Genomic DNA, 21,625 nt, shown 5'->3' with positions numbered 1-21,625 from the left:
TGGACGGGGTCAGTGGCCGGTCAGTTGATGCGGACGATCTTCCAGAGCTGGTCGTCGACGTTCACGTCCGTCCACTGGATGACGGCCGGCGCGCTGGACGTCGTCTCGTACGCCGACGGCCCGTTGACCGGCCTGCCCGCCGTCACTCGCCACGAATACGGCAACGGGATCGCCTGGTATCTGGCGACCCACCCCGACCAGGACACCCTGGCCACTTTGCTCCACCGCATCCGCCAGGACGCCGGCGTCGCTCCCGAACACCAGGTGCCCGCCGGAGTCGAGGTCGTCCGGCGCCGCGGCGCGGAGGCCGACTTCCTGTTCCTCATCGACCACACCCGGAAAGGGAGCCGAAGCTCACGCCATGGGGGTGGAGCTCCTCACCGGCGCCCCGGTCACGGGGACGGTCTTCGTCCCGCCTGGAGGTGTCGTCGTCGTCCGAGAACCGCACCGCGTCCCGTCCTGACGCCGAGTACACCCCGTACGTCGGCGGGTCAGCCGAGGCCGTCCGCGCCGACCTGCGCGGCGGACTCGTCCAGCACGGCGTCGGAGACGAGCTGGGGGCTCCCGTCGAGGCCGAGGACGGGGGTGGCCTCCTTGTACCAGGACTCGATGACGGCGTTGCCCCAGAAGTCGCGGCGGCGGTCGTCGTGGACGTTCCAGCGGTACGTCTCGTGGTCGGGGTCGCCGGTGTAGTAGTCGGAGGTGTAGATCTCCACCCGGTGCCCGTCGGGATCGCGCAGGTAGAGGTAGAAGGCGTTGGAGACGCCGTGCCGGCCGGGGCCGCGTTCGATGTGGTGTTCCTTGCGGATCGAGCCGAACAGGTCTGCCGCGCGCAGGACTTGGTGGGATTCGTGGGTGGCGACGCCGAGGTGGTGCAGGCGGGGTCCGGCGCCGCAGGTGAAGGCGACGTCGTGGACGGTCTGCTTGCGGTACATCCAGGCCGCGTACAGCTCGTGCTCGTCACCCTCGATGGTCTCCGAGCAGCCGAACCCGAGCGACTTGTAGTGCGCGTAGGCGGCGGGGATGTCGGGGGTGCAGATGTTGAAGTGGTCCAGGCGGGCGATCTCGGCGCCGTGGCGCAGGTCGTAGCGCTGGATGAGGCGTTCGGCGTGCTCGATGTCGTGGAAGAACTCGACGGGGAAGCCGAGCGGGTCGATGACGCGGACGGCGTCGCCGACACCGGGCGTGCCGTCGCCCTTCTGGACGCGCCGCACCGGTCGGCCGAGGCCGGTGAAGAACTTCTCCGCCTTGTCGACGTCCTCGGGGGTGCGGACCCGGTAGGCGATGTGGTCGAGGGCCGCGAGGTCGCCCCTGCGCAGGACGAGGGAGTGGTGGGTCAGCTCGTCGGTGCCGCGCAGGCACAGGGTGCCGGCGTCCTCGTACTGGACGTGGAAACCGAGCATGTCGACCCAGAACCAGCGGGATGCGGCGAGATCGGTGACGGCCAGCTGGGCGTAGGCGGAGCGGACGACGTCCGGGGCGTCCGGGTGCGCGCGGGTCATCGGGCGGCTCCGAAGCGGGGAGTGTGCACATCGCCGAGGGCGACATGGACGATCTTCGACTCGGTGTAGAAGTCGATGCTGTGCGCGCCGCCTTCACGGCCGACGCCGGAGGCCTTGACCCCGCCGAAGGGGGTGCGCAGGTCCCGTACGTTGTGGGAGTTGATCCAGACCATGCCGGACTCGACGGCGTGCGCGATGCGGTGGCCCCGCTTGAGGCCCGAGGTCCAGATGTAGGCGGCGAGACCGAACTGGGTGGCGTTGGCCAGCTCGATCGCCTCGGACTCGTCGTCGAAGGGGGCGACGGCGACGACGGGGCCGAAGATCTCCTCCTGGAAGATGCGGGCGTCACGGTCGACGTCCGCGAAGACGGTCGGCTGAAGGTAGTTGCCGTCCGCCAGATGCGCCGGCCGGGTGCCGCCGGCGACGAGGCGGGCCTCCTTCTTGCCGATCTCGACGTAGTTCAGGACGCGTTCGTAGTGCTCGGGGTGGACCAGCGCGCCCACCTCGGTGGCCGGGTCGGAGGGCGGTCCGACCCGGACGGCGTCCGCCCGTTCCGCCAGACGGCGGGTGAACTCCTCGTACACCGGGCGCTCCACCAGGACGCGTGAACCGGCCGTGCAGCGCTCGCCGTTGAGGGAGAACACCCCGAAGACGACCGAGTCGAGGGCGGCTTCGAGGTCTGCGTCCGCGAAGACGACAGCCGGGGACTTGCCGCCCAGCTCCATCGAGGTGGTCTTCAGGTGCTGGGCACTCGACCTGATGATGTGGCGGCCCGTGTCGGTGGATCCGGTGAAGGAGATCAGCGGTACGTCCGGGTGGTCGACCAGTGCCTGGCCCGCCTCCTCGCCGATGCCGTGGACGATGTTGACCACCCCGTCGGGCACTCCTGCGTCGGCGAAGATCTCCGGCCACAGAGAGGCGGACAGCGGGGTCCACTCGGCGGGCTTGAGGACCAGCGTGCAGCCGGAGGCCAGGGCCGGGGCCAGCTTCCAGCTCTCCAGCATGAAGGGGGTGTTCCACGGCGTGATGAGCCCGGCCACGCCGACCGGCTTGCGCACCACGTAACCGAACTGCTCGTCACCCTGCCGGAAGGACTCCTCGCCGAGGGCGACGATCACGTCGGCGAAGTAGCGGAAGTTCTCGGCGGCGCGCCGGGCCTGGCCGCGGGCCTGGGTGATGGGGAGTCCCGTGTCGTACGACTCGAAGGACGCCAGCCGCTCGTGGCGGGTCTCGACGGCGTCCGCGATACGGTTCAGCACGTTCGCGCGTTCCCGGTTGCCGAGGGACGACCAGGCGGGGAAGGCGGACCTGGCGGCCGCGACCGCCCGTTCGACGTCGGCCGGGCCGCCGGCCGCGGCCTTGGCGTAGGGCGTGTTGGTCACCGGATCGGCCACGGGGAACGTCCGCCCGTCGGCGCTGTCGACCAACTCGCCGCCGATCCAGTGCCGGATGACGGGAGGCAGGTTCTCGATGCTCACGCTCATGGTCACGCTCCGATCCGTGCGGTGAGGTCGCCGCCCTCGGCCAGCAGCGCGCGGATCTTCGTCAGGCCCGCCTCGGTGGGCGTCGTCAACGGCGGGCGGACGTGAGCGGAGGCGATGCGGCCCTGCTGGGCGAGGACCCACTTGGCGGGTGCCGGATTGGTCTCCACGAACAGCAGGTCGACCAGCGGGTGCAGCCGGTAGTGCAGGTCGCGGGCGGCCTCGAAGTCACCCGCCTCCCACAGCTCGTACATCCGCGCCACCGCGGTCGGGGCCAGGTTGGCCACGGCCGAGACGAAACCGGTGCCGCCGAGCGCCAACAGGGGCAGGCACAGCAGCTCGATCCCGGACCACACCAGCAGCGAGCGTCCACAGGCGTGCAACACGCGGGAGAAGTGCTCGAAGTCCTTCGTCGTCTCCTTCACCCCGACGAAGTTCTCGAAGTCGGTGAACAGCCGCCCGACCGTCTCCGGCGCGATGTCCACCGCCGTGCGGGAGGGCACGTTGTAGGCGACGATCGGCAGGTCCGGGAACTCCCGGGCCACCGTGGCGTACCAGGTGTAGAGGGCCTCCTGGGTGGGGCGGGCGTAGTACGGCGTGATGACCAGAGCCGCGTCCGCGCCCAACTCCTCGGCTGAGGCGGTGAGTTCAAGGGTCTCGTCCAGCTTGTGGGAGCCGGTGCCGGGCAGGAACGGCACCCGGTCCCCGATCTCCTCCACCGCGGTACGCATCCCCGCGATCCGCTCGGCGACGGACTGGGCACTGGGCTCACCGGTCGAGCCGCCCAGCGAGATGCCGTGCGACCCGGACTCCAGCTGAAAGCGGATCAGCTCCCGCAGGGATTCGTGGTCGACGGCGCCCTCGGCCGTGAAGGGGGTGACGACCGGGGCGATCGAGCCGCGGATCGTGGACGGGTCGCTACGGAACTTCACTGTTCTCTCCCTTGCACCAGTTCTCATAGGCATCCCGCCAGGCAGGACCCAGCGGATACAGACCGTCGACGCTCTCGCCGCCGGCCACCTGTTCGGTGATGAACCGCTCCTGCCGCTCCTGCTCCCGGCAGTCGGCGATCAACTCTCCGCCCAGCTCCGGCGGGACGACCACGACACCGTCGTCGTCACCGACCATCAGGTCGCCGGGCTGGACCAGCGCTCCGCCGCAGGCGACCGGAACGCCCGTGTCCCACGGGACGTGACGGCGGCCGAGCACCGACGGGTGGGCTCCGCCGTGGAACACGGGCAGTCCGAGGGCGGCGACGGCCGCGCTGTCCCGCAGCCCTCCGTCGGTCACCACCCCGGCCGCGCCGCGCTGCTGGGCACGCAGGGCGAGGATGTCGCCCAGCGTTCCGGCGGAGGTGTCCCGTCGGGCGTCCATCACCAGCACATGTCCGGGCCGGAGTTCCTCGATCGCCCTCTTCTGGGCGTTCATGCCGGTGCCGTACTTCTCGAACAGGTCCTCGCGCAGCGGCAGATAGCGCAGGGTGTGTGCCACGCCCACCATGCGGGTGCCGCGCGTGGCGGGGTGCACCCCGTCGACGGACATGTGCGGCAGGCCGCGCCGCCGCAACTGCGCGCTGATCGTCGCCACGGCAACCGAGCGGAGACCGCGGGCGAGTGCCTCGTCCAGTAGCGGCTCGGGGACGTACGTGGATCCGTACGCCGACTCCTCCTCGGCCCGGTCCGTCCTGGGCTGCGCGCCCCACGGCTCCAGGTCGTGTTCGGCGGACGCGATCGGGTTGCGCAGCACTCCGGTGCTCAACCGGCCGTCGCCGACCTCGACTTCGACCACGTCGCCCGGTTCGACCACCGAGGCGCCGGCCGGTGTGCCGGTGAGGATCACGTCCCCGGGTTCCAGGGTGACCAGTCTGGACAGGTCCGCGACCAGTTCGCCGAACGGGAAGAGCAGGGTGTCGGTCGTGTCGTCCTGGGCCGGCTCACCGTTGACCCAGGTCCGCAACCGCAGTGCGCCGGGGTCGAGTTCGGTGGCGTCCAGCAGCCGTGGCCCGATCGGGGTGAAGCCGTCCGCGCCTTTGGAGCGCAGGTTGGAGCCGCGGTCGGCGTACCGCAGGTCGTACACGCCCGCGTCGTTGGCGGCGGTCACCCAGCGCACGTGGCGCCAGCCGTCCTCCGGCCGCACCTGCCGGGCCCGTGAGCCGATGACGAGGGCGATCTCACCTTCGAAGCCCATGAGTTGGCAGCCGCGCGGCCGGACGATCACCTCTTGGGTGCCGGCCAGCGACGACGGCGGTTTGAGGAAGTAGGAGGGATGAGCGGGGGTCCGGCCGCGCTCCTTGGCGCGGCTGCGGAAGTTGAGGTGGACGGCGATGATCTTCGATGGGGCGTTCCCCAAGGGGTGTGGCACCGGGGCTCCTTCACCTGGCGGACGACTCGCCGTGGCCGCGAACGCGCTCGCGCAGGGCGAGCAGTCCGTGCACCGCGTCGAGGGAGGGGGACGGCACACCGGTGCGGCGCGCGAGTTCGCGTACGGCACCGACGATCGCGTCGAGTTCGAGGGGCCGGTCCCGGTCCGCGTCCTGCAGCATGGAGGTGCGGAACGCGCCGAGCTCGCGGGCGATGTCGAGCCGTTCGTCGGCCGTCATGGCGCTCTTGATGCCCAGTGCCGTACCGACGGCCGCTGCCTCGTCGAACATGGCGGCGCAGACCTGCCGTACGTCGGGGTCGTCGAGGATGTCGAGGACGGTGGCACCGGTGAGTGCGCTGACGGGGTTGAGATTGACGTTGCCCAGCAGCTTTTCCCAGATGTCCCGGCGGATGTCCGCGCTGGGTTCCGGGCGGACTGGACCTGCGGAGAGGGCCGCGGCGCACCGGTGGACGCGGTCGGAGATCCCGCCTGTCGGGTCGCCGAAGAGCAGCCTGTCACCGCTGAGGTGTGTCACGCGGCCCGGGCCCTCGACGGCGCTGCTGAAGTGCGCCACACCGGACATCACCCGCTCGGCGGGCAGCAGCCGCAGCAGTTCCCCGTCGGGGTCGACCGATCGCAGCACGGGGTCTTCCCCGGTGCGCTCGGCGGTGGACGGCAGCCACCAGGGCACTCCGTTGGCCACGACCAGCACGTCCACACCGTGCTCGACCCAGGTGCGGATACCGCGGATGGCCGGGAGCAGGTACTGGCTCTTGACGCAGACGACGGCCAGGTCCGGTACGGGGAGCCGCGCTGCGTCGTGAGCCGTGGGGAAACGATGGCGGACCTCGCCTCCTGTTTCGCGGCCGACTCCCGATTCCCGGCCACACAGCAGGAGCCCCTGCGCGGCGATTGCGTCGAGGTGCGGGCCGGGCCGTCCGAGCAGGGAGACCTCGGCTCCCGAGGCGGCGAACGCCCCGGCGAGGGTGGCGCCGACGGCACCCGGGCCCACGACGGTGATCCGAGGTGGGCGGCTGTGCGGTGGGGATGCGGGTGAATGCGACAACGCCGTCACGCCTCCTTTGCGGGTGTGATCGTGGGCCGGTGTGGCCACGGGCCGGTGTGGCCGTTCGCAGCGAGCATGCGCCGCCTCGCGGCCCGCAACAATGTCGGTACCTACACTCACGGAGGTTGTGTGATGTAGATTCCGACATCACCGTGAACGGAGGGCCACCATGACCGCGATGCCCCTCGAGCAGCTCGTCGAGGCACTGCGAGGCGGTGTCATCAGCCTGCTGTCCGATGGCGGTGATGCTGAATGGCACGTCAAGGGCGCCGAGTTGCTGGACTCTCCGGAGGCACTCGGGACCACCGCGCCCGGGCATCTGCTGCTCGGGGTCGGTGTGGACATCGCCGACCGTGACGCGTTGGGCGCGGCCCTTCGAACGGCGGCGGACCATTCCTGCGCACTCGCCGTCAAGTGCACCGCTCCCCCGCCGCCGGAGGTGTCGGCGCAGGTCGACGGGGCCGGCGTCCCCGTCCTGGCCGTCGATCCGCAGGTGCCGTGGACGCGTGTGCAGCGCCTGGTCACCACCATCCTGGCCGCGCGCGCGGCGGTTGCGGAACCGAGCGGTGGGGCGACGGGCGGCGACCTGTTCTCCCTGGCCAACGCGGTCGCCGGCATCGTCGGCGGCGCTGTCGCGATCATGGACACACAGCAGGTGGTGGTCGCCTACTCGAACCTGCCCGACCAGCCCATCGACGAGACCCGGCGGCGCGGGATCCTGGGCAGGCGGGTGCCCGAGGACGCGCTCGCCGATCACCTGGACCGGGAGGTGTGGGTGAGCGACACGGTCGTACCCCGGCACCGGGCCGGGGATCTGCCGCGCACGGCCGTGGTCATCAGGGCGGGCGAGGACGTGCTCGGTTCCCTCTGGGTCGCGTTTCCCGACGAGACCGCGGCCTCCGACTGCGGGCCCACCCTCCAGGAGGCGGCCCGGGTCGCGGCGCTGCACATGCTGGCGCTGCGCCGCCAGGTCGACGCCGAGCAGGAGAGCCGCGACCGCGCCCTGCGTCACGCACTGGAGGGCCGGTCGGGGCAGGCGGACCCGCCCGGCGGAGTCCGCCTTCCCGCCGTGCTGATCGGGCTGGCCGAGGCGGTACGAAAGCGCGGCGACGAGGAGTCGTGGGAAGCCGGTACCGCGGCTCGACGCCGCGCCGCTCTGCTTCGGGCGCTGGACCTGGCCGTCCTCGACGGCCGCTCCCTCGGGTACGAACCGGCGGCGGCCCTGCTCGACGACCGTGTCTACGTGTTGCTGCCGACCGCCGGTTCCGGCTCCGTGTCCACCGGGGTCCTGCTGGACCACCTCCTGGACCGGGCCCGGCACAGCTTGCACCGTTCGTTCACCGCGGTCGACTCCCCCACGGTCGGGACGACCTCCGCCCTGCTCGCGGCCCGCCGCGACATCGACGCCGCCCTCGACCACCTCCGGGAGCGGTGCGCAGGCCCCGGCGCTCACCACGCCGAGGACCTGCGGCCGGAGCTGGTGCTGCGGCGGCTCGTCGGCGCCGTACGCGAGGACGCCGAACTGCGCACCGGCATCGCGGAACGCCTGCGGGCGCACGACGCCGAACACGCCACCGACTACTGCGCCACGCTGCTCAGCTATCTGCGGCATTTCGGCGATGTCGCCGCGTCCAGCGCCGAGTTGCACATTCACCAGAACACGTTGCGGCTGCGGCTGCGCCGGGCCGAGCAACTCTTCGACGTGGCGCTCGCCGATCCGACACGGCGCCTTCTGCTGACACTGGAACTGACGGCGCTTGCCGGCCTGTCGGAGCCGCCTCCGACCGACTGATGTCGCATCGGACACCACCTGACCGGATTCACTGTCGAGCCCGACATTGGCTCCCGAGCGGTCGCGCACCCATGCTCCTGCACACCGAGACCGGCACCCGATACCGGCGATGCCCACGCAGCAAACAAGGAGCACGGCAGTGACCGTTCTGGACACCCCGACGAGCACGGCGAAACCGGCGTACATGAGCGATGCGGAGTGGCGGGCGCGGCTCGAACTCGCCGCCTGCTACCGCGTCTTCCACCACCTCGGATGGGTGGAGATGATCTTCAACCACATCACCGTCCGGGTGCCCGGCGAGGAGGGGCACCTGCTGATCAATCCGTTCGGCCTGATGTACGACGAGGTGACCGCGTCGAACCTGGTGAAGATCGACCTCGACGGCAACGTCCTGTCGGACTCGGACTGGCCGGTCAACGAGGCGGGGTTGCTGATCCACTCGGTGATCCACGCCAACCGGTCCGACGCGCACTGCATCATGCACACCCACACCACCGCCGGCACCGGAGTCGCCTGTCTGCGCGGCGGGCTGGACCCGGACAACTTCTACGCCGCCCAACTGCACGACATGGTCGCCTACCACGACTTCGAGGGCATCACCGTCGACCCGGAGGAGAAGCCACGGCTGGTGGCCGACCTCGGTGAGCGCGACCTGATGATCCTGCGCAACCACGGCCTGCTGGCGATGGGGCCGACCGTCCCCGCCGCCTTCGCCGCCCTGTGGACTCTGCAACGGGCCTGCGAGATCCAGCTCGCCGCCCAGCAGTCCGGGCAGCCGCTGACCCCGGTGAGCCGGGAGGCGGCGGTGCGCTCGACCAAGGAGTCCTTCCAGATGGGCGACCGTACGGAGGCGGGCAGGACCCTGTTCGACGCACTGCGCCGCAGGATCGACCGCATCGCCCCCGACTACGCCGTCTGACCCCCCGGCTCCCCCGCTCCCCGCTCCCCCGGGCCAACGACGCCCCGACGACGATCGGACTCCCCATGTCCCCATCCGCTCAGGCATCCGGCACGCAGAGTCAGCACCGCACCGTCGCGCTCGCCGCCATGGCGGGCACCACCATCGAGTGGTACGACTTCTTCATCTACGCCCTGTGCACGGGACTGGTGTTCAGCAGCCAGTTCTTCGACGGGCTCGGCGAGGACTCGCTGGTCATCTCCTTCGCGACCATCGGCATCAGCTTCTTCTTCCGGCCGGTCGGAGCCGCACTCGCCGGCCACCTCGGTGACCGGCTCGGCCGCCGCGCGATGTTGATCGCCACCCTGCTGCTCATGGGCGTCTCCACCACCCTGATCGGCCTCGTGCCGTCGTCCGCATCCATCGGCACGAGCGCCCCGATCATTCTCGTCCTCCTGCGGATCCTCCAGGGGCTGTCCGCCGGCGGCGAGTGGGGCGGCGCCGCGCTGATCTCGGTGGAGCACGCACCCGCGGCACAGCGCGGACGGTTCGGTTCCTACCCCCAACTCGGCGCACCGCTGGGCCTGTTGCTGGCCAACGGCGCCCTGGCGGCCGTCACCGCTCTCACCACGGACGACCAGTTCCTCGCCTGGGGCTGGCGCATCCCCTTCCTGCTCAGCGTCGTCCTCGTCGCCGCCGGGTTCGTCATCCGACGCAAGGTCGAGGAAAGCCCCGTCTATCAGGAGCTGAAGCAGACCGGGAGCCGATCGCGCGCCCCGATCGCCGTGCTGTTCAAGCACCACTGGCCCCTCGTCGTGGCCGGTGCCCTGCTCTTCGCCGCCAACAACGCCGTCGGCTACATGACCACCGGCGGCTACGTCCAGAGCTACGCCGTCAACCACCTGGACATGGACCCGACGCTGATCCTGATCTGTGTGATGGTCGCCGCGGTCGGCTGGCTGGCCAGCACCCTGGCGGGTGGCCGGCTGTCCGACCGGCTCGGCCGCCTGCGCGTCTACCGGATCGGCTTCGTCATCCAACTCGCCTGGATGTTCCCGTTCTTCGCGCTGCTCAACACGGCGAACGCCGGTCTCGTCGTGGTGGCGCTCGTCCTCTACAGCATCGGCCTGGGGCTCACCTACGGTCCTCAGGCCGCCCTGTTCGCGGAGCTGTACCCGACGGCCGTCCGGTACAGCGGTGCGGCGCTGTCGTACGCCGTCGGAGCCGTCCTCGGCGGCGCCTTCGCCCCCATGATCGCCGAAGCCCTGCAGGCCGGCACCGGCACCGTGTACTCCGTCGGCGTCTACCTCGCGGCGGTGACGGTGATCGGGCTCGCCGTCACCTTCTTCCTGAAAGAACCCCAGGGTGTGCCGCTGAGTGACGCCGAAGCCGGCGAGAAGGACGAGCAGGCGGTCGTGACCGCCTGACGAACCGACAAAACCAGCCCCTCCCCCCACCCCTCCACCTTGAGGAGCCCCGCATGAACAAGCCGCAAACCGACCCCACCCGCCCGGCGTCGACCGCAGGCCGCCCCCACGGAGCCCTGACGCGCCGCCGCTTCTGGCAGCTCGGCGCCGCCGCGGCGGTCACCGCCGGCGCGGCTTCGCTGCTTCCCGAGTACGCCTCCGCCGAGACCTCGGCGTCCGCGGACCCGACCGCACAGGAGTACTTCGACCGCGCCGCCGAACTGGCCGGCGACAACCCGGTCCTCAAGAGCCTGGTCAGCGGGCTCACCGCCGGCTACACCCCGCCGAGGCCGCCCGCTCCCGCGCCGCTGCGGATCTTCGACAACGTCGCCGTGCTCAGCGTCGGTTTTGTGTCCGCCACGGCGATCCTCACGCCACGCGGCATCATCCTCATCGACGCCCTCGACACACCGGACGAGGCAGAGCAGTACATCGTCTCCGGACTGCGCGACGTGGGGGCCGACCCGTCGACGATCAAGTACGTCGTGGTCACCCACGGCCACGGCGACCACTTCGGCGGCGCCCAGTACCTGGCCGACCAGTACGGCGCCCGGGTCATGATGGCCCCGGCCGACTGGGACCTCCTCGCCTCCACGTCCCCGGCCAACGCGCCCACCCGCGACCTGGACATCGCCGACGGCCAGAAGCTGACGCTGGGCGGCACCACCGTGACACTCCACCACACGCCGGGCCACACTCCCGGCACCGTCTCGCCGATCTTCCCGGCCCGTCGGCAGGGCCGCGCCCACACCGCGATGCTGTGGGGCGGGACCAACCCGCCGACCGCCACCGCGAGCAAGGAGGCCTACCTCTCCTCCGCCCTCACCTTCGCCTCCCGGATGAAACGGGCCGGGGTCGACGTCGAGCTGAGCAACCACGGCTTCGTCGACTACGGCCTCGAGCGCATGGAGGAGCTGCGCGGTGCGCCGAACGGTCGCGAGAACCCGTTCGTCGTGGGCACCTCCGGAGCACAGCGCTTCATGAAGATCGTGGAGACCATGCTGCGCGGCCGCATCTCCCAGGACCAGCAGGCCGCCACCCCCGCAGCGACGACGGCGGCGGCCACGAGCGCGCACACGGCAGGCTGTTGCTGAGGTCCGCGGCAACAGGACGGTGGGGCGCGCTCCTGACCCTAGGCCCGGCTGCAACTGGCCGACGGTTCTTCGCCACTCCAGGACGGACTCGCCATGACCCCACTGGCCGTGGCCAATGCGGCCGGTGCCGCGCTCGCTCGCAGACCGAGCGCGCGACGCGGTCCCCAACGGGGCCTGTCCGGAGCTCTGTTGCTGCTCGCCGCCGCACTGGTCGCGTTCGGTGTGTTCGGCGCGGAGAACAACTACCCGGGCTGGTCGCGGCCGGGTTCGGCTCCGGAGCGGTCATGACACTCGGCTCGGACACCATGCTCAGCGCGGCCCGGCCGGAGCGCGCCGGCGAAGTGGCACGTCGACATGCGACCTGACTCCCCGTGCTTACGGAGTCAGCCCCATGCGATGACGTCCTGGCCCCGTACGGTAAGTGCGACCGTCCACCGCGAGCCGATAAATACCAACCATGTGGTAGGTTTTAAAGGCTCAGCCACTGCGCTGGACCGAACTCGTCGAGGAGAGTGAGCGCACCGTGGGTCAGGCAGGAGCGCGTGGGCCGTATGCCAAGACCCCGGCCCGCAGAGCGGAGATCGTACGCGCCGCGCGCGACAGTTTCGCCGAGAACGGCTACGCCAAAGCGTCCCTGCGCGACATCGCGGAGCGGGCCGGCATCACCCATGCCGGCCTCCTGCACCACTTCCGCAACAAGGAGGAAGTCCTCGCCGCGGTACTCGCCGAGCGCGATGCCGAAGAATGGCAGCAGGGCCTGGAACAGGTCGACAGCCCGGACCAACTAGGGCCCTACCTCGCCGAGCTCATCCGACACCACCAGATGGCGCCCGAGCTGATGCGCCTGTGGATCGAGCTCGCGGCGGCGGCCTCACGGCCGGATCATCCCGCCCACGCCTACTTCGTCGAACGCTACGAACGCGGGCGCGCCCAGTTCGCCGAGGGGTTCCACGACGAGGCCACACGCGGCAGGCTGCGCGAGGGCGTCAGCCCCGAGGGCGCGGCGGTCCTCTTCCATGCCGTGCTCAACGGGCTCCAGCTGCAGTGGGTCCTCGCCCCGGACCTCGACATCGTCGGGCCTGTCACCGACTTCGTACGCCTGCTCTTCGACCAGGCCGACTCGGACTCCGACTCCGACGAGTGAGCTGAGAGCCGCCCAACTCGGCGCCGCGGCGCCCCCGCTGGACCACCGGCCGCGGCCCAAGCTCATGACCGTGCGGCGCGCGCCGGACGCTCTGCGGGTGCTCGCACACGACCTCGCGGACTGCCTCGCGGACCACCTGAGGATCTCGCTCGCGGCCGGCGTCGCCGATCCGCTCGCGTCCCCCGTGACTGTTCCACCCGGCAGTTACGCGGCAATTCCACGCGACGACCCACGAGTTCCCCCGACGCGGTGCGACTCACCCATGCCGACAAGCCGACCGCCTGCTCACAGTGCGCTCGCTTCCCACTGGCCAAGACGCCGCCAGATAACGTTCTGATCACGAAGTAGAGCGACAGTCTTCCTGCCCTTGCGATCCCGGTCTACGGTCCGCATTAAAACCAACCACGTGGTAAGTGTTGGCGCTCGCAGGTCAGGCACTTGCCGAACCGGCGCTCGCGCCGCGGCCGCCGCTCATCAAGCCGAGGCCGTTGCCCACCGCGTCCGAACGGCCAGGTCGTGGCGCAAACGCCAGCAGGCCCCGACCACCGACACCCAGGAAAGCCGCCGATGACTACCGAATTCCCTCCCGGGTTCCTCTGGGGAGCCTCCACCGCGCCGCACCAGATCGAGGGCAACAACCTCAACAGCGACTTCTGGGCGAACGAGGGGCGCATGCCGGGCATGGAGCGCAGTGGTGACGCCTGCGACAGCTATCACCGCTACCGCGAGGACATGCGACTGCTGGCCGACGCCGGGCTCAACGCGTACCGCTTCGGCATCGAGTGGGCCCGCGTCGAGCCCGTCCCCGGCATGGTGTCGCGGGCGGAACTGGCCCACTACCGGCGCATGATCGAGACGGCCTTCGAGCTCGGCCTGACACCGGTCGTGACCCTGCACCACTTCACCAGCCCGCTCTGGTTCGCCCAGGAGGGCGGCTGGCTCGGCGACCGCGCCGTTGAGCGGTTTCGGGCATACGCCGAGGCGGTCACCCCGATCCTCGACGGCGTCGAGTGGGTCGTCACCATGAACGAGCCGAACATGCTGGCCATCATGATCGGCATGGCTCAGGCCATGCAGAACCAGCAGGCGGCCGGGGAGTGGCAGAGCCCCACCCTCGACAACGAGGGTCCGCGGCCGCCGCTGCCGGCCCCGGACGTGAGGATCGGCGCGCGGCTGGTCGAGGCACACCACGCCGTCCGGGAGGTCATGCGCGAGCGCACCGGCGCCAAGGTCGGCTGGACGGTCGCCAACCGCGCCTTCGTCGCCCGGCCGGGGGCCGAGGAGAGGAAGCGGGAGCTGGATCACATCTGGGAGGACCTGTACCTGGAGGGGTCGCGCGGAGACGACTTCGTGGGCGTGCAGTCGTACTCCAGCCAGTGGGTCGGCCAGGACGGCGTCGAGCCCCACCCGCAGGACCCGGACAACACACTCGTCGGCACCGCCTACCGGCCCGACGCCCTGAGCATCGCCGTGCGGCACACCGCCGAGGTCACCGGCGGCATGCCGATCCTGGTCACCGAGAACGGCATCGCCACCGGCGACGACACCCGCCGGATCGCCTACACCGGCGAGGCCCTGAAGCATCTCGAGGCGGCGATCGCCGACGGCGACGGCGTCGACGTACGTGGCTACCTCCACTGGAGCCTGCTCGACAACTACGAGTGGGGCCACTGGGAGCCGACCTTCGGCCTGGTCGAGGTCGACCGCGAGACCTTCGAGCGCCGCCCCAAGCCCAGCCTCGCCTGGCTGGGCGAGACCGCCCGCCGCGCGGGCAACTGACCGCCCCGCCACCGGAAGGACACATCGTGCAGGTATCCGTACCCGACGTCTCGTCCCGGTCCCTGGCCGAGCTCGTCTCGCTCACCGGGCGGCGCGCCGTCGTGACCGGCGCGGGCCGCGGACTGGGCCGGGCCATCGCCGAACGCCTGGTCGAGGCAGGCGCGGACGTACTCGTCGCCGATATCGAGCACGGGCTCGCCGCCGCCGTCGCCATGGATCTGAACGCCCGCCGCCCGGGCTGCGCGGCGGCCGCCCATGTGGACGTCACCGACACCGTGAGCGTCGCCGGAGCCGCCGATCTGGCGGTCCGGGAGTTCGGCGGGATCGACATCTGGGTCAACAACGCCGGTGTCTTCCCCAGCGTTCCCGCGCTGGAGATGTCCGAGAAGACCTGGGACGAGGTGTTCGCCGTGAACACGCGCGGTGTCTTCCTCGGATCCCGGGAGGCCGCCCGCCGGATCCGCGCGGCCGGAAGCGGCGGCGTCATCGTGAACGTCGTCTCCACGGCCGGCTTTCGGGGAACGGCCCCCGGGCTCGCCGCCTACGTCGGCTCCAAGCACGCGGCGCGCGGCATCACCCGGCAACTCGCCCTCGAATTCGCGCCGTTCGGCATTCGCGTGCTGGGCGTCGCACCGACGTACGTGCCGACCGAAGGCAACATGGCGGCGGCAGCCGCAGCTGCCGGGGCCCCCGCGGACGCCGGGGACATCATGTCCGTGATGCGGCCGAGCCTGCTCGGTCGCCTCGGCGTCCCCGACGACATCGCCCGCGTGGTGCTGTTCTGCGCGAGCGACCTCTCGGCCTTCATGACGGGGAGCACGCTCCTCGCGGACGCCGGCGAAACGATCTGATCCGCGACGCCCCCACCTCCGTCCTCCTCGGGCCACTGCCCGGCAACCACGCGTAGGAGCCCCATGCTCTTCCCCCGCACCAGCTCCACCCGGGACGTCGTCAGCCTCGACGGCCTGTGGCGGTTCGCGCTCGACACCCGCGCCGGCGCCACTCCGTGGACGTCACGGCTCTCCTCACCCCTGGAAGCCCCCGTCCCCGCCAGCTACAACGACCTGTTCGTGGACGCGGAGATCCGTGACCACGTCGGCGTCGTCTGGTACCAGCGCGAGGTGCGGGTGCCGCGCGGCTGGGCGGGCGAGCGGGTGGTCCTGCGCTTCGGCTCCGTCACCCACGCCGCGCAGGTCTACGTGGACGACCGGCTGGTGGCCGAACACACCGGCGGTTACACACCGTTCGAGGCGGACCTGACCGGGATCGTCCGCCCCGGCGCCGAGTTCCGGCTGACGGTCGGCGTCGACAACCGGCTGACGAACGTGACGATCCCGCCCGGCACCGTCACCTCCGGCCCCGACGGCCGCGAACACCAGTCGTACCTGCATGACTTCTACAACTACGCGGGCATCGCGCGTCCGGTCCGGCTGTGCAGCACCCCGCCGACCCATGTCGAGGACGTCACGGTCGTCACCGGACGGGACGGCGCGGCCGGTGTCGTCGAGTACCGCGTGGAGATCTCCGGCGAAGCCGCCGACGTGATCGCCACACGGGTGCGCGCGGTCGACGAGGCAGGCCGGACCGTGGCGGAGGCACACGGCCCCGAGGGCACCCTCCGCATGGAGGACGTCACCCTCTGGCAGCCCGGCGCCGCCTATCTCTACGACCTCGTGGTGGAGTTGGTCGACGAGGGCGAGAACGTTGTGGGAGAACCCGTCGACAGTTACACCCAGCCCTTCGGCGTGCGCACCGTCGAAGTGCGCGGCACCGAATTCCTCATCAACGGCGACCCGTTCTACTTCACCGGCTTCGGCAAGCACGAGGACACCCCCGTCCGAGGCAAGGGCCACGACGACGCCTACCTGGTCCACGACTTCCAGCTCCTCGACTGGACCGGCGCCAACTCCTTCCGCACCTCGCACTACCCGTACGCGGAGGAGGTGCTCGACTTCGCCGACCGGCACGGCATCGTCGTCATCGACGAGACCGCCGCCGTCGGCCTCAACCTGGGTGTCATGGGCGGTCTCACCGGACAGGCCCCGACCCCGACCTTCGCGCCGGAGAACTTCGGCGGGACAACGCGCGACGTCCACGCCGAGCACCTGCGGGAGCTGATCGAGCGGGACAGGAACCACCCGAGCGTGGTGATGTGGTCCCTCGCCAACGAACCCGCCTCCAACGAGGACGGTGCCCGCGAGTACTTCGAGCCGCTGGTCGAGCTGGCCCGCAAGCTCGACCCGACCCGCCCCCTCACCTACTCCGCGGTCATGTTCGCCACGTCGCAGAACGACCGGATCGGCGACCTGTTCGACGTACTGAGCATCAACCGCTACTACGGCTGGTACCTGTTCACCGGCGACCTCGCGACCGCCGAGCAGGCCCTGGAACAGGACCTCCGCGGCTGGGCGGCGCGCTTCGGCAAGCCGCTCATGATGTCCGAGTACGGCGCCGACACCCAGCCCGGCCTGCACTCCGTCTGGGACACCCCGTGGAGCGAGGAGTACCAGAGCGACTACCTCGCCATGTACCACCGCGTGTTCGACCGCATCCCCGAGTTCGTCGGCGAACACGTCTGGAACTTCGCCGACTTCCAGACCTCGGCCGGTATCCACCGCGTCGACGGCAACAAGAAGGGCGTGTTCACGCGCGAACGCAGGCCCAAGACGGCCGCGTTCGCCCTCCGTGGCCGCTGGCACGGCCTGGGCGGTCGCAAGCCCGGCCAGACCGCGGACGGATGACGTTTCTCCCCGATCCGCTCTCCCCTTCTCCCCGATCCGCTCTCCCCGATCCGAGATCCGAGATCCGCCGTGGGCCTTCGGCGGTTCGACGGATTCCTTCTCCAGCGCGTGTGCCGTCTCCCACCGACTGCCGCGCCACCTTGCACTCATGAGACGAAGGAGTCCTCATGCTTCAGAACGATCGCGACATCAGCGTGGCCGGGCCTCCGCCGCCCGAGTCGGCGAAGGGTGAGGGTGAGGAGCCGACAGGTCCGACAGGTCCGACAACGGGCGTCCCCGAGGTGGCGGCCGAGACCTCCGCCCCCGAGATCGAGGCCCCGCCGCTGGAGAAGGTCGGCACGGCCTACATCTCCTGGATGATGATCGCGAACTTCGGGTCCTCACTGGCCCTGATGGTGCCGCTCTCCTATTCACTGGCGGTGCGGATCTCCGATCTCGCCCCCGGCCGTGAGGAGTTGCTCGGGTACGTCACCGGGTCCGCCCAGTTCGTCTATCTGGTCCTCAGTCCCCTGATCGGCTTCTGGAGCGACCGGAAGCGGTCCCGCTTCGGCCGCAGGACCCCGTTCATGATCGTCGGTACGGTTCTCGGTGCCGTCGCGCTCTTCGGTATCGCCGCCGCGCCCAGCGTGTTGCTGGTGGGCCTCTCGTGGGTGGTCGGCATGGTCGGCTGGTCGACGGCCAGTCAGGCCATCCAGAACATCCAGGCCGACCGGGTCCCCGAGGAGCAGCGCGGCCGTATCTCGGCCTGGACCAGCGTCACGAGCCAGATCGCACCGGTGATCGGTATCGGCATCGCGTACACAGTGGCCTCCAGCACCCTTCTGGTGTTCCTGGTCCCGGGCCTCCTCGGAGCCGCCATGCTGGTGGCGTTCCCCCTCGTCAAGCCGGAGGGGGACTCCCGTGCCCTCGTCCACACCAGCGATGTGACCCTCAAGGGCCTGATGGCCAGCTATTGGTTCAATCCGCGGACGTACCCCGACTTCGGCTGGAACTGGCTCGGCCGCTTCGTCTTCTTCATGGGCCTGTACTCCAACACCACCTTCGGCACGTTCTTCTACGCCCAGCGGCTCGACCTGCCCGTCAAGGAGGTCGCCGGTGTCGTGGCGACGATCGGCACCATCGGAGTGCTGGCGGCAGCCGGCGGCGCCATCGGCGGCGGCTTCCTGTCCGACAAGCTCGGCAGGCGCAAGCTGTTCACTTTGATCGGCTCCGCGGTCTTCGTGGTCGGCGCCGTCACGGAGGCGTTCGCCCACTCGCTGCCCCAGCTCGTGGTCGGCGCGGTGCTGATGCAACTCGCCATCGCCGTGTTCAGCGCCGTCGACCAGGCGATCGTGTTCGCCGTCCTGCCGGACCGGGCCCAGGCCGGCCGCTATCTCGCGGTCGTCGCGTTCGCCCAGAAGATCCCCAGCGCCATAGCCCCGCTGATCGCCCCGCTCGTCATCACCATCGGCGTCACCGACGGCGGCGACAAGAACTACACCCAGCTCTACCTGAGCGGCGCGGTCCTCGCCCTGGTCGGCGGTCTGATCATCAAGTTCAAGGTCAAATCGGTCCGGTAGTAGGGCCCTTCGACAGCGCACGGCCCGGCTGTGACAACACAGTTCATCGACTCCGAGAAAGCACAGCATGAGCAACGCACCGTATGACCTGCGCATCGACAGCGGCGGTGACCAGTTCGCCGTGTCGGGCCCCGCTCCCCGCCTGTCGTGGAAGCCACCGTCGGACGCGGGACACGCGGCCGGACATGAGCTGGAATGCACCGTCGACGGCGAGCCGCAACCAGCGGTGACGACCGCCCCTGGCACGCATCGGTTCCTCCCGTGGCCCTGGACGGCGCTCCGCAGCGGTCGGCGGGTGGCCTGGCGGGTCCGGGCCCGCGGCACGGAGAGCCGGGGCCTGTGGTCGGAGTGGGACACGTTCGAGGTCGGCCTCCTCGACGACGACTGGCAGGCGCGCTGGATATCGCCGCCCGAATCCGGCGACCCCGGATATGGCAGGCGCCCGGCCCACACCCTGACGACACGGTTCGCGGTACGGCCCGGGGTGCGCTCGGCGCGGCTGTACGCGACGGCGCTCGGCGTGTACGAGGCGTACGTGAACGGCGAGCGGGCGGGCACCGCCGAACTGTCGCCGGGGTCCACCTCGTACGACCGCACGCTCTACGCCCAGGCGTCGGACGTCACGGCCGCCGTCGAGGAGGGCGGCAACCTGATCGAGATCGTCCTCTCCGACGGCTGGTACCGGGGCCAGGTCGGGGCGTTCCGCCGCCCGGCCGAATGGGGGACGGTGCTCGGCGCACGGGCCGAGCTGCACATCGCGTACGAGGACGGCACACGCCAGATCGTGCGCACCGACGAGACCTGGACGAGTGCCCGGTCGGCCATCACCCGGGCCGACCTCATGGACGGGCAGACCACCGACTTCCGCAGCGAGCCGGGGGCCGAACGACCGGTCCTCGTCGACCAGGTGGAGGCTCCCGCGATCGACTGGTCGCCCGCACCGCCCGTACGCGTCGTCGACTCCCGTCCGCCGCGATCCGTCGAACAGCTGGAGGACGGGGTCTGGGTCGCCGACTTCGGCCAGAACGCCTCCGGCTGGATCACCCTGGACGACCTCGGTCCGGCCGGCACCCGCACCGTCGTCGACTACGGCGAACACGTCGGCTCCGACGGCGATCTGACGACTGCTCACCTGGACTCCGTGCGTCCCGGCGAGGACCCGATCGCGTTCGTCCAGCGCGACGAGGCCGTCTCCGCGGGCCGGGGCGAGACGTTCGAGCCACGCCACACCGTGCACGGCTTCCGGTACGCACGCATCCGCCGCGACGGCGCCCCTCTCGACCCCACGAGCATCACGATGCGCGTCGTGCACACCGACCTGCGCCGCACCGGCACCTTCGCATGCAGTGACCGCGACCTCAACCGGCTGCACGAGATCGCGGACTGGAGCTTCCGCGGCAACGCCGTCGACGTCCCCACCGACTGCCCGACCCGTGAACGTCTCGCCTGGACCGGCGACTACCAGGTCTTCGCTCCGACCGCCACGCGTCTGTACGACGTCCTCGGCTTCAGCCGCAAATGGCTTCGCTCGGTCCGCGACGACCAGCTGCCCGACGGCCGGATCGCCAACTTCTCGCCCGACGGTCGCCGCATCAAGCACCACCTCGACGACCAGTTCGCCCTGATGACCGGCTCGGCCGGATGGGGCGACGCGATCGTCGCCGTCCCCTGGGAGCTGTACCGGTGCTACGGCGACCGACAGGTCCTCGCCGAGCACTGGGAGTCGATGGTCCGCTGGGTCGAGTGGGCGCTGCGGACCGCCCGCACGGCCCGCCACCCGTCCCGGATCGAACGTTCGGCCGAGCCTCTCCCGCACGAGCGGTATCTCTGGGACGGCTCCTTCCACTGGGGCGAATGGACCGAGCCGAAGGAGAAGGCGACCGACGGCACCCGCATCGACCCGGTCCAGACCAACCCGATCGCCTGGTTCATGGCGGACAAGGGCGAGGTGGGCACGGCGTTCCTGTACCGCTCGACGTCGACCCTCGCCGACGTCGCAGGGGTGCTGGGCCGCACCGAGGACGCAACCCGCTGGGCGGAGACCGCCGAGCGCGTCGGTGACGCCTGGCGCACCGAGTTCCTCACCCCCGACGGACGCACCAGGGGCGACACCCAGGCCGCCTATGTACGCGCTCTGTCCCTCGGGCTCGTCCCCGACGAGCTGCGCGCGCCCGCCGCCGCACGCCTGGTCGAGCTGATCCGCGCCGCCGGCACCCACCTCGGCACCGGCTTCCTCTCCACCGGCGAGCTGCTCCCCGTCCTGGCCGACACCGGGCACGCCGACATCGCGTACGAGCTGCTTCTCCGGCGCAGCGCACCGTCCTGGCTGTACATGCTCGACCGCGGCGCGACGACCATCTGGGAGGACTGGGAGGGCGTTGACGAGAACGGAGACGCCCACGACTCCCTGAACCACTACAGCAAGGGAGCCGTCATCCGCTTCCTGCACACCCACGCGCTGGGGCTACGACAGACCCCGGGGTCGGTCGCCTGGGAGTCGTTCGAGGTCGCGCCGGTCCCCCACCCGTCGTTGCGGTGGGCCCGGGGCACGCACGACTCCCCGCAGGGCACGATCGCCGTCGAGTGGCGAACGACCGGCGACGAGCTGACCATCACCGTCGACGTGCCGCCCGCGACCACCGCACGGGTGGTCTTCCCCGACGGCACCACCGAGACCGCCACCGCGGGGACTTTCCGTACCACCCGCCGTATGGGGAACGGGAGTTGAGGCCACCGCCCGAC

The 21,625-nt window shown here is 70.6% G+C and carries 16 protein-coding genes and 1 pseudogene; 12 read left to right on the top strand and 5 right to left on the bottom strand.

Features of this window, described 5'->3' with window-relative positions:
- Positions 1-27: 27 nt before the first annotated feature.
- Positions 28-189 (top strand): annotated as a pseudogene (locus OHA64_RS42090) (beta-galactosidase trimerization domain-containing protein); the annotation flags it as partial.
- 302 nt (positions 190-491) lie between these two features.
- Here the strand turns inward: OHA64_RS42090 and hpaD are convergent.
- Genes hpaD through OHA64_RS42065 form a run of 5 tightly spaced genes read right to left on the bottom strand, consistent with a single transcriptional unit; the run spans position 492 to position 6,356 of the window.
- A complete protein-coding gene (gene hpaD / locus OHA64_RS42085) occupies positions 492-1,502 on the bottom strand; it encodes a 3,4-dihydroxyphenylacetate 2,3-dioxygenase (RefSeq protein WP_405622459.1) in 1,011 nt (336 codons plus the stop codon).
- Entirely contained in the window at positions 1,499-2,986 is a 1,488-nt protein-coding gene (gene hpaE / locus OHA64_RS42080; RefSeq protein WP_405622458.1) for a 5-carboxymethyl-2-hydroxymuconate semialdehyde dehydrogenase, read from the bottom strand. The genes hpaD and hpaE overlap by 4 nt, the downstream gene beginning before the upstream one ends.
- A 2-nt stretch (positions 2,987-2,988) precedes the next feature.
- Positions 2,989-3,915 carry a 4-hydroxy-tetrahydrodipicolinate synthase gene (gene dapA / locus OHA64_RS42075; protein WP_405622457.1) on the bottom strand — a complete coding sequence of 309 codons (927 nt, stop codon included), beginning with the start codon at positions 3,913-3,915 and terminating at the stop codon, positions 2,989-2,991.
- A complete protein-coding gene (locus tag OHA64_RS42070) occupies positions 3,902-5,344 on the bottom strand; it encodes a fumarylacetoacetate hydrolase family protein (protein ID WP_405622456.1) in 1,443 nt (480 codons plus the stop codon). The genes dapA and OHA64_RS42070 overlap by 14 nt, the downstream gene beginning before the upstream one ends.
- A 10-nt stretch (positions 5,345-5,354) precedes the next feature.
- Positions 5,355-6,356 carry a ketopantoate reductase family protein gene (locus OHA64_RS42065; RefSeq protein WP_405622455.1) on the bottom strand — a complete coding sequence of 334 codons (1,002 nt, stop codon included), beginning with the start codon at positions 6,354-6,356 and terminating at the stop codon, positions 5,355-5,357.
- A 223-nt stretch (positions 6,357-6,579) separates the two neighbouring features.
- Here OHA64_RS42065 and OHA64_RS42060 point away from each other — a divergent pair, with 223 nt between their 5' ends.
- The 11 genes from OHA64_RS42060 to OHA64_RS42010 all read left to right on the top strand — a co-directional run bounded on the left by OHA64_RS42060 (position 6,580) and on the right by OHA64_RS42010 (position 21,611).
- Positions 6,580-8,202: a PucR family transcriptional regulator gene (locus OHA64_RS42060; protein ID WP_405622454.1), complete on the top strand. Its 1,623-nt coding sequence runs from the start codon at positions 6,580-6,582 to the stop codon at positions 8,200-8,202.
- A gap of 139 nt (positions 8,203-8,341) precedes the next feature.
- The gene (locus tag OHA64_RS42055; RefSeq protein ID WP_405622453.1) at positions 8,342-9,121 is read left to right on the top strand and encodes a class II aldolase/adducin family protein; all 780 of its coding nucleotides are present in this window, start codon (positions 8,342-8,344) and stop codon (positions 9,119-9,121) included.
- A gap of 65 nt (positions 9,122-9,186) precedes the next feature.
- Positions 9,187-10,527 carry an MFS transporter gene (locus tag OHA64_RS42050; RefSeq protein ID WP_405622452.1) on the top strand — a complete coding sequence of 447 codons (1,341 nt, stop codon included), beginning with the start codon at positions 9,187-9,189 and terminating at the stop codon, positions 10,525-10,527.
- Positions 10,528-10,580: 53 nt separating this feature from the next.
- A complete protein-coding gene (locus OHA64_RS42045) occupies positions 10,581-11,660 on the top strand; it encodes an MBL fold metallo-hydrolase (protein ID WP_405622451.1) in 1,080 nt (359 codons plus the stop codon).
- A gap of 93 nt (positions 11,661-11,753) precedes the next feature.
- Positions 11,754-11,948 (top strand): hypothetical protein, encoded by a 195-nt coding sequence (locus tag OHA64_RS42040; protein ID WP_405622450.1) that lies wholly within the window; start codon positions 11,754-11,756, stop codon positions 11,946-11,948.
- Between the two features lie 235 nt (positions 11,949-12,183).
- Positions 12,184-12,804, top strand: a complete 621-nt coding sequence (locus OHA64_RS42035; protein WP_405622449.1) for a TetR/AcrR family transcriptional regulator — start codon at positions 12,184-12,186, stop codon at positions 12,802-12,804.
- A gap of 567 nt (positions 12,805-13,371) precedes the next feature.
- Positions 13,372-14,583: a glycoside hydrolase family 1 protein gene (locus tag OHA64_RS42030; RefSeq protein ID WP_405622448.1), complete on the top strand. Its 1,212-nt coding sequence runs from the start codon at positions 13,372-13,374 to the stop codon at positions 14,581-14,583.
- Between the two features lie 26 nt (positions 14,584-14,609).
- Complete coding sequence (locus OHA64_RS42025) at positions 14,610-15,434, top strand: SDR family NAD(P)-dependent oxidoreductase (protein WP_405622447.1); 825 nt, start codon at positions 14,610-14,612, stop codon at positions 15,432-15,434.
- A gap of 63 nt (positions 15,435-15,497) precedes the next feature.
- The gene (gene uidA / locus OHA64_RS42020) at positions 15,498-17,324 is read left to right on the top strand and encodes a beta-glucuronidase (RefSeq protein WP_405622446.1); all 1,827 of its coding nucleotides are present in this window, start codon (positions 15,498-15,500) and stop codon (positions 17,322-17,324) included.
- A gap of 167 nt (positions 17,325-17,491) precedes the next feature.
- Positions 17,492-18,883, top strand: a complete 1,392-nt coding sequence (locus OHA64_RS42015) for an MFS transporter (protein ID WP_405622445.1) — start codon at positions 17,492-17,494, stop codon at positions 18,881-18,883.
- A gap of 67 nt (positions 18,884-18,950) precedes the next feature.
- Positions 18,951-21,611 carry a family 78 glycoside hydrolase catalytic domain gene (locus OHA64_RS42010; RefSeq protein WP_405622444.1) on the top strand — a complete coding sequence of 887 codons (2,661 nt, stop codon included), beginning with the start codon at positions 18,951-18,953 and terminating at the stop codon, positions 21,609-21,611.
- The last annotated feature ends 14 nt before the right edge of the window (positions 21,612-21,625 follow it).

This window comes from Streptomyces sp. NBC_00076, assembly GCF_045041235.1.
Lineage (GTDB): Bacteria > Actinomycetota > Actinomycetes > Streptomycetales > Streptomycetaceae > Streptomyces.
Note: the sequence above shows the minus strand (reverse complement) of the source record. Positions and strands in the feature narration are given on the sequence as shown.

Bases quoted from the DNA above. Each gene is read 5' to 3' on its own strand.
- hpaD (WP_405622459.1), bottom strand. From the start codon at position 1,502: ATGACCCGCGCGCACCCGGACGCCCCGGACGTCGTCCGCTCCGCCTAC.
- hpaE (WP_405622458.1), bottom strand. From the start codon at position 2,986: ATGAGCGTGAGCATCGAGAACCTGCCTCCCGTCATCCGGCACTGGATC.
- OHA64_RS42060 (WP_405622454.1), top strand. From the start codon at position 6,580: ATGACCGCGATGCCCCTCGAGCAGCTCGTCGAGGCACTGCGAGGCGGT.
- OHA64_RS42050 (WP_405622452.1), top strand. From the start codon at position 9,187: ATGTCCCCATCCGCTCAGGCATCCGGCACGCAGAGTCAGCACCGCACC.
- OHA64_RS42045 (WP_405622451.1), top strand. From the start codon at position 10,581: ATGAACAAGCCGCAAACCGACCCCACCCGCCCGGCGTCGACCGCAGGC.
- OHA64_RS42040 (WP_405622450.1), top strand. From the start codon at position 11,754: ATGACCCCACTGGCCGTGGCCAATGCGGCCGGTGCCGCGCTCGCTCGC.
- OHA64_RS42030 (WP_405622448.1), top strand. From the start codon at position 13,372: ATGACTACCGAATTCCCTCCCGGGTTCCTCTGGGGAGCCTCCACCGCG.
- uidA (WP_405622446.1), top strand. From the start codon at position 15,498: ATGCTCTTCCCCCGCACCAGCTCCACCCGGGACGTCGTCAGCCTCGAC.
- OHA64_RS42015 (WP_405622445.1), top strand. From the start codon at position 17,492: ATGCTTCAGAACGATCGCGACATCAGCGTGGCCGGGCCTCCGCCGCCC.
- OHA64_RS42010 (WP_405622444.1), top strand. From the start codon at position 18,951: ATGAGCAACGCACCGTATGACCTGCGCATCGACAGCGGCGGTGACCAG.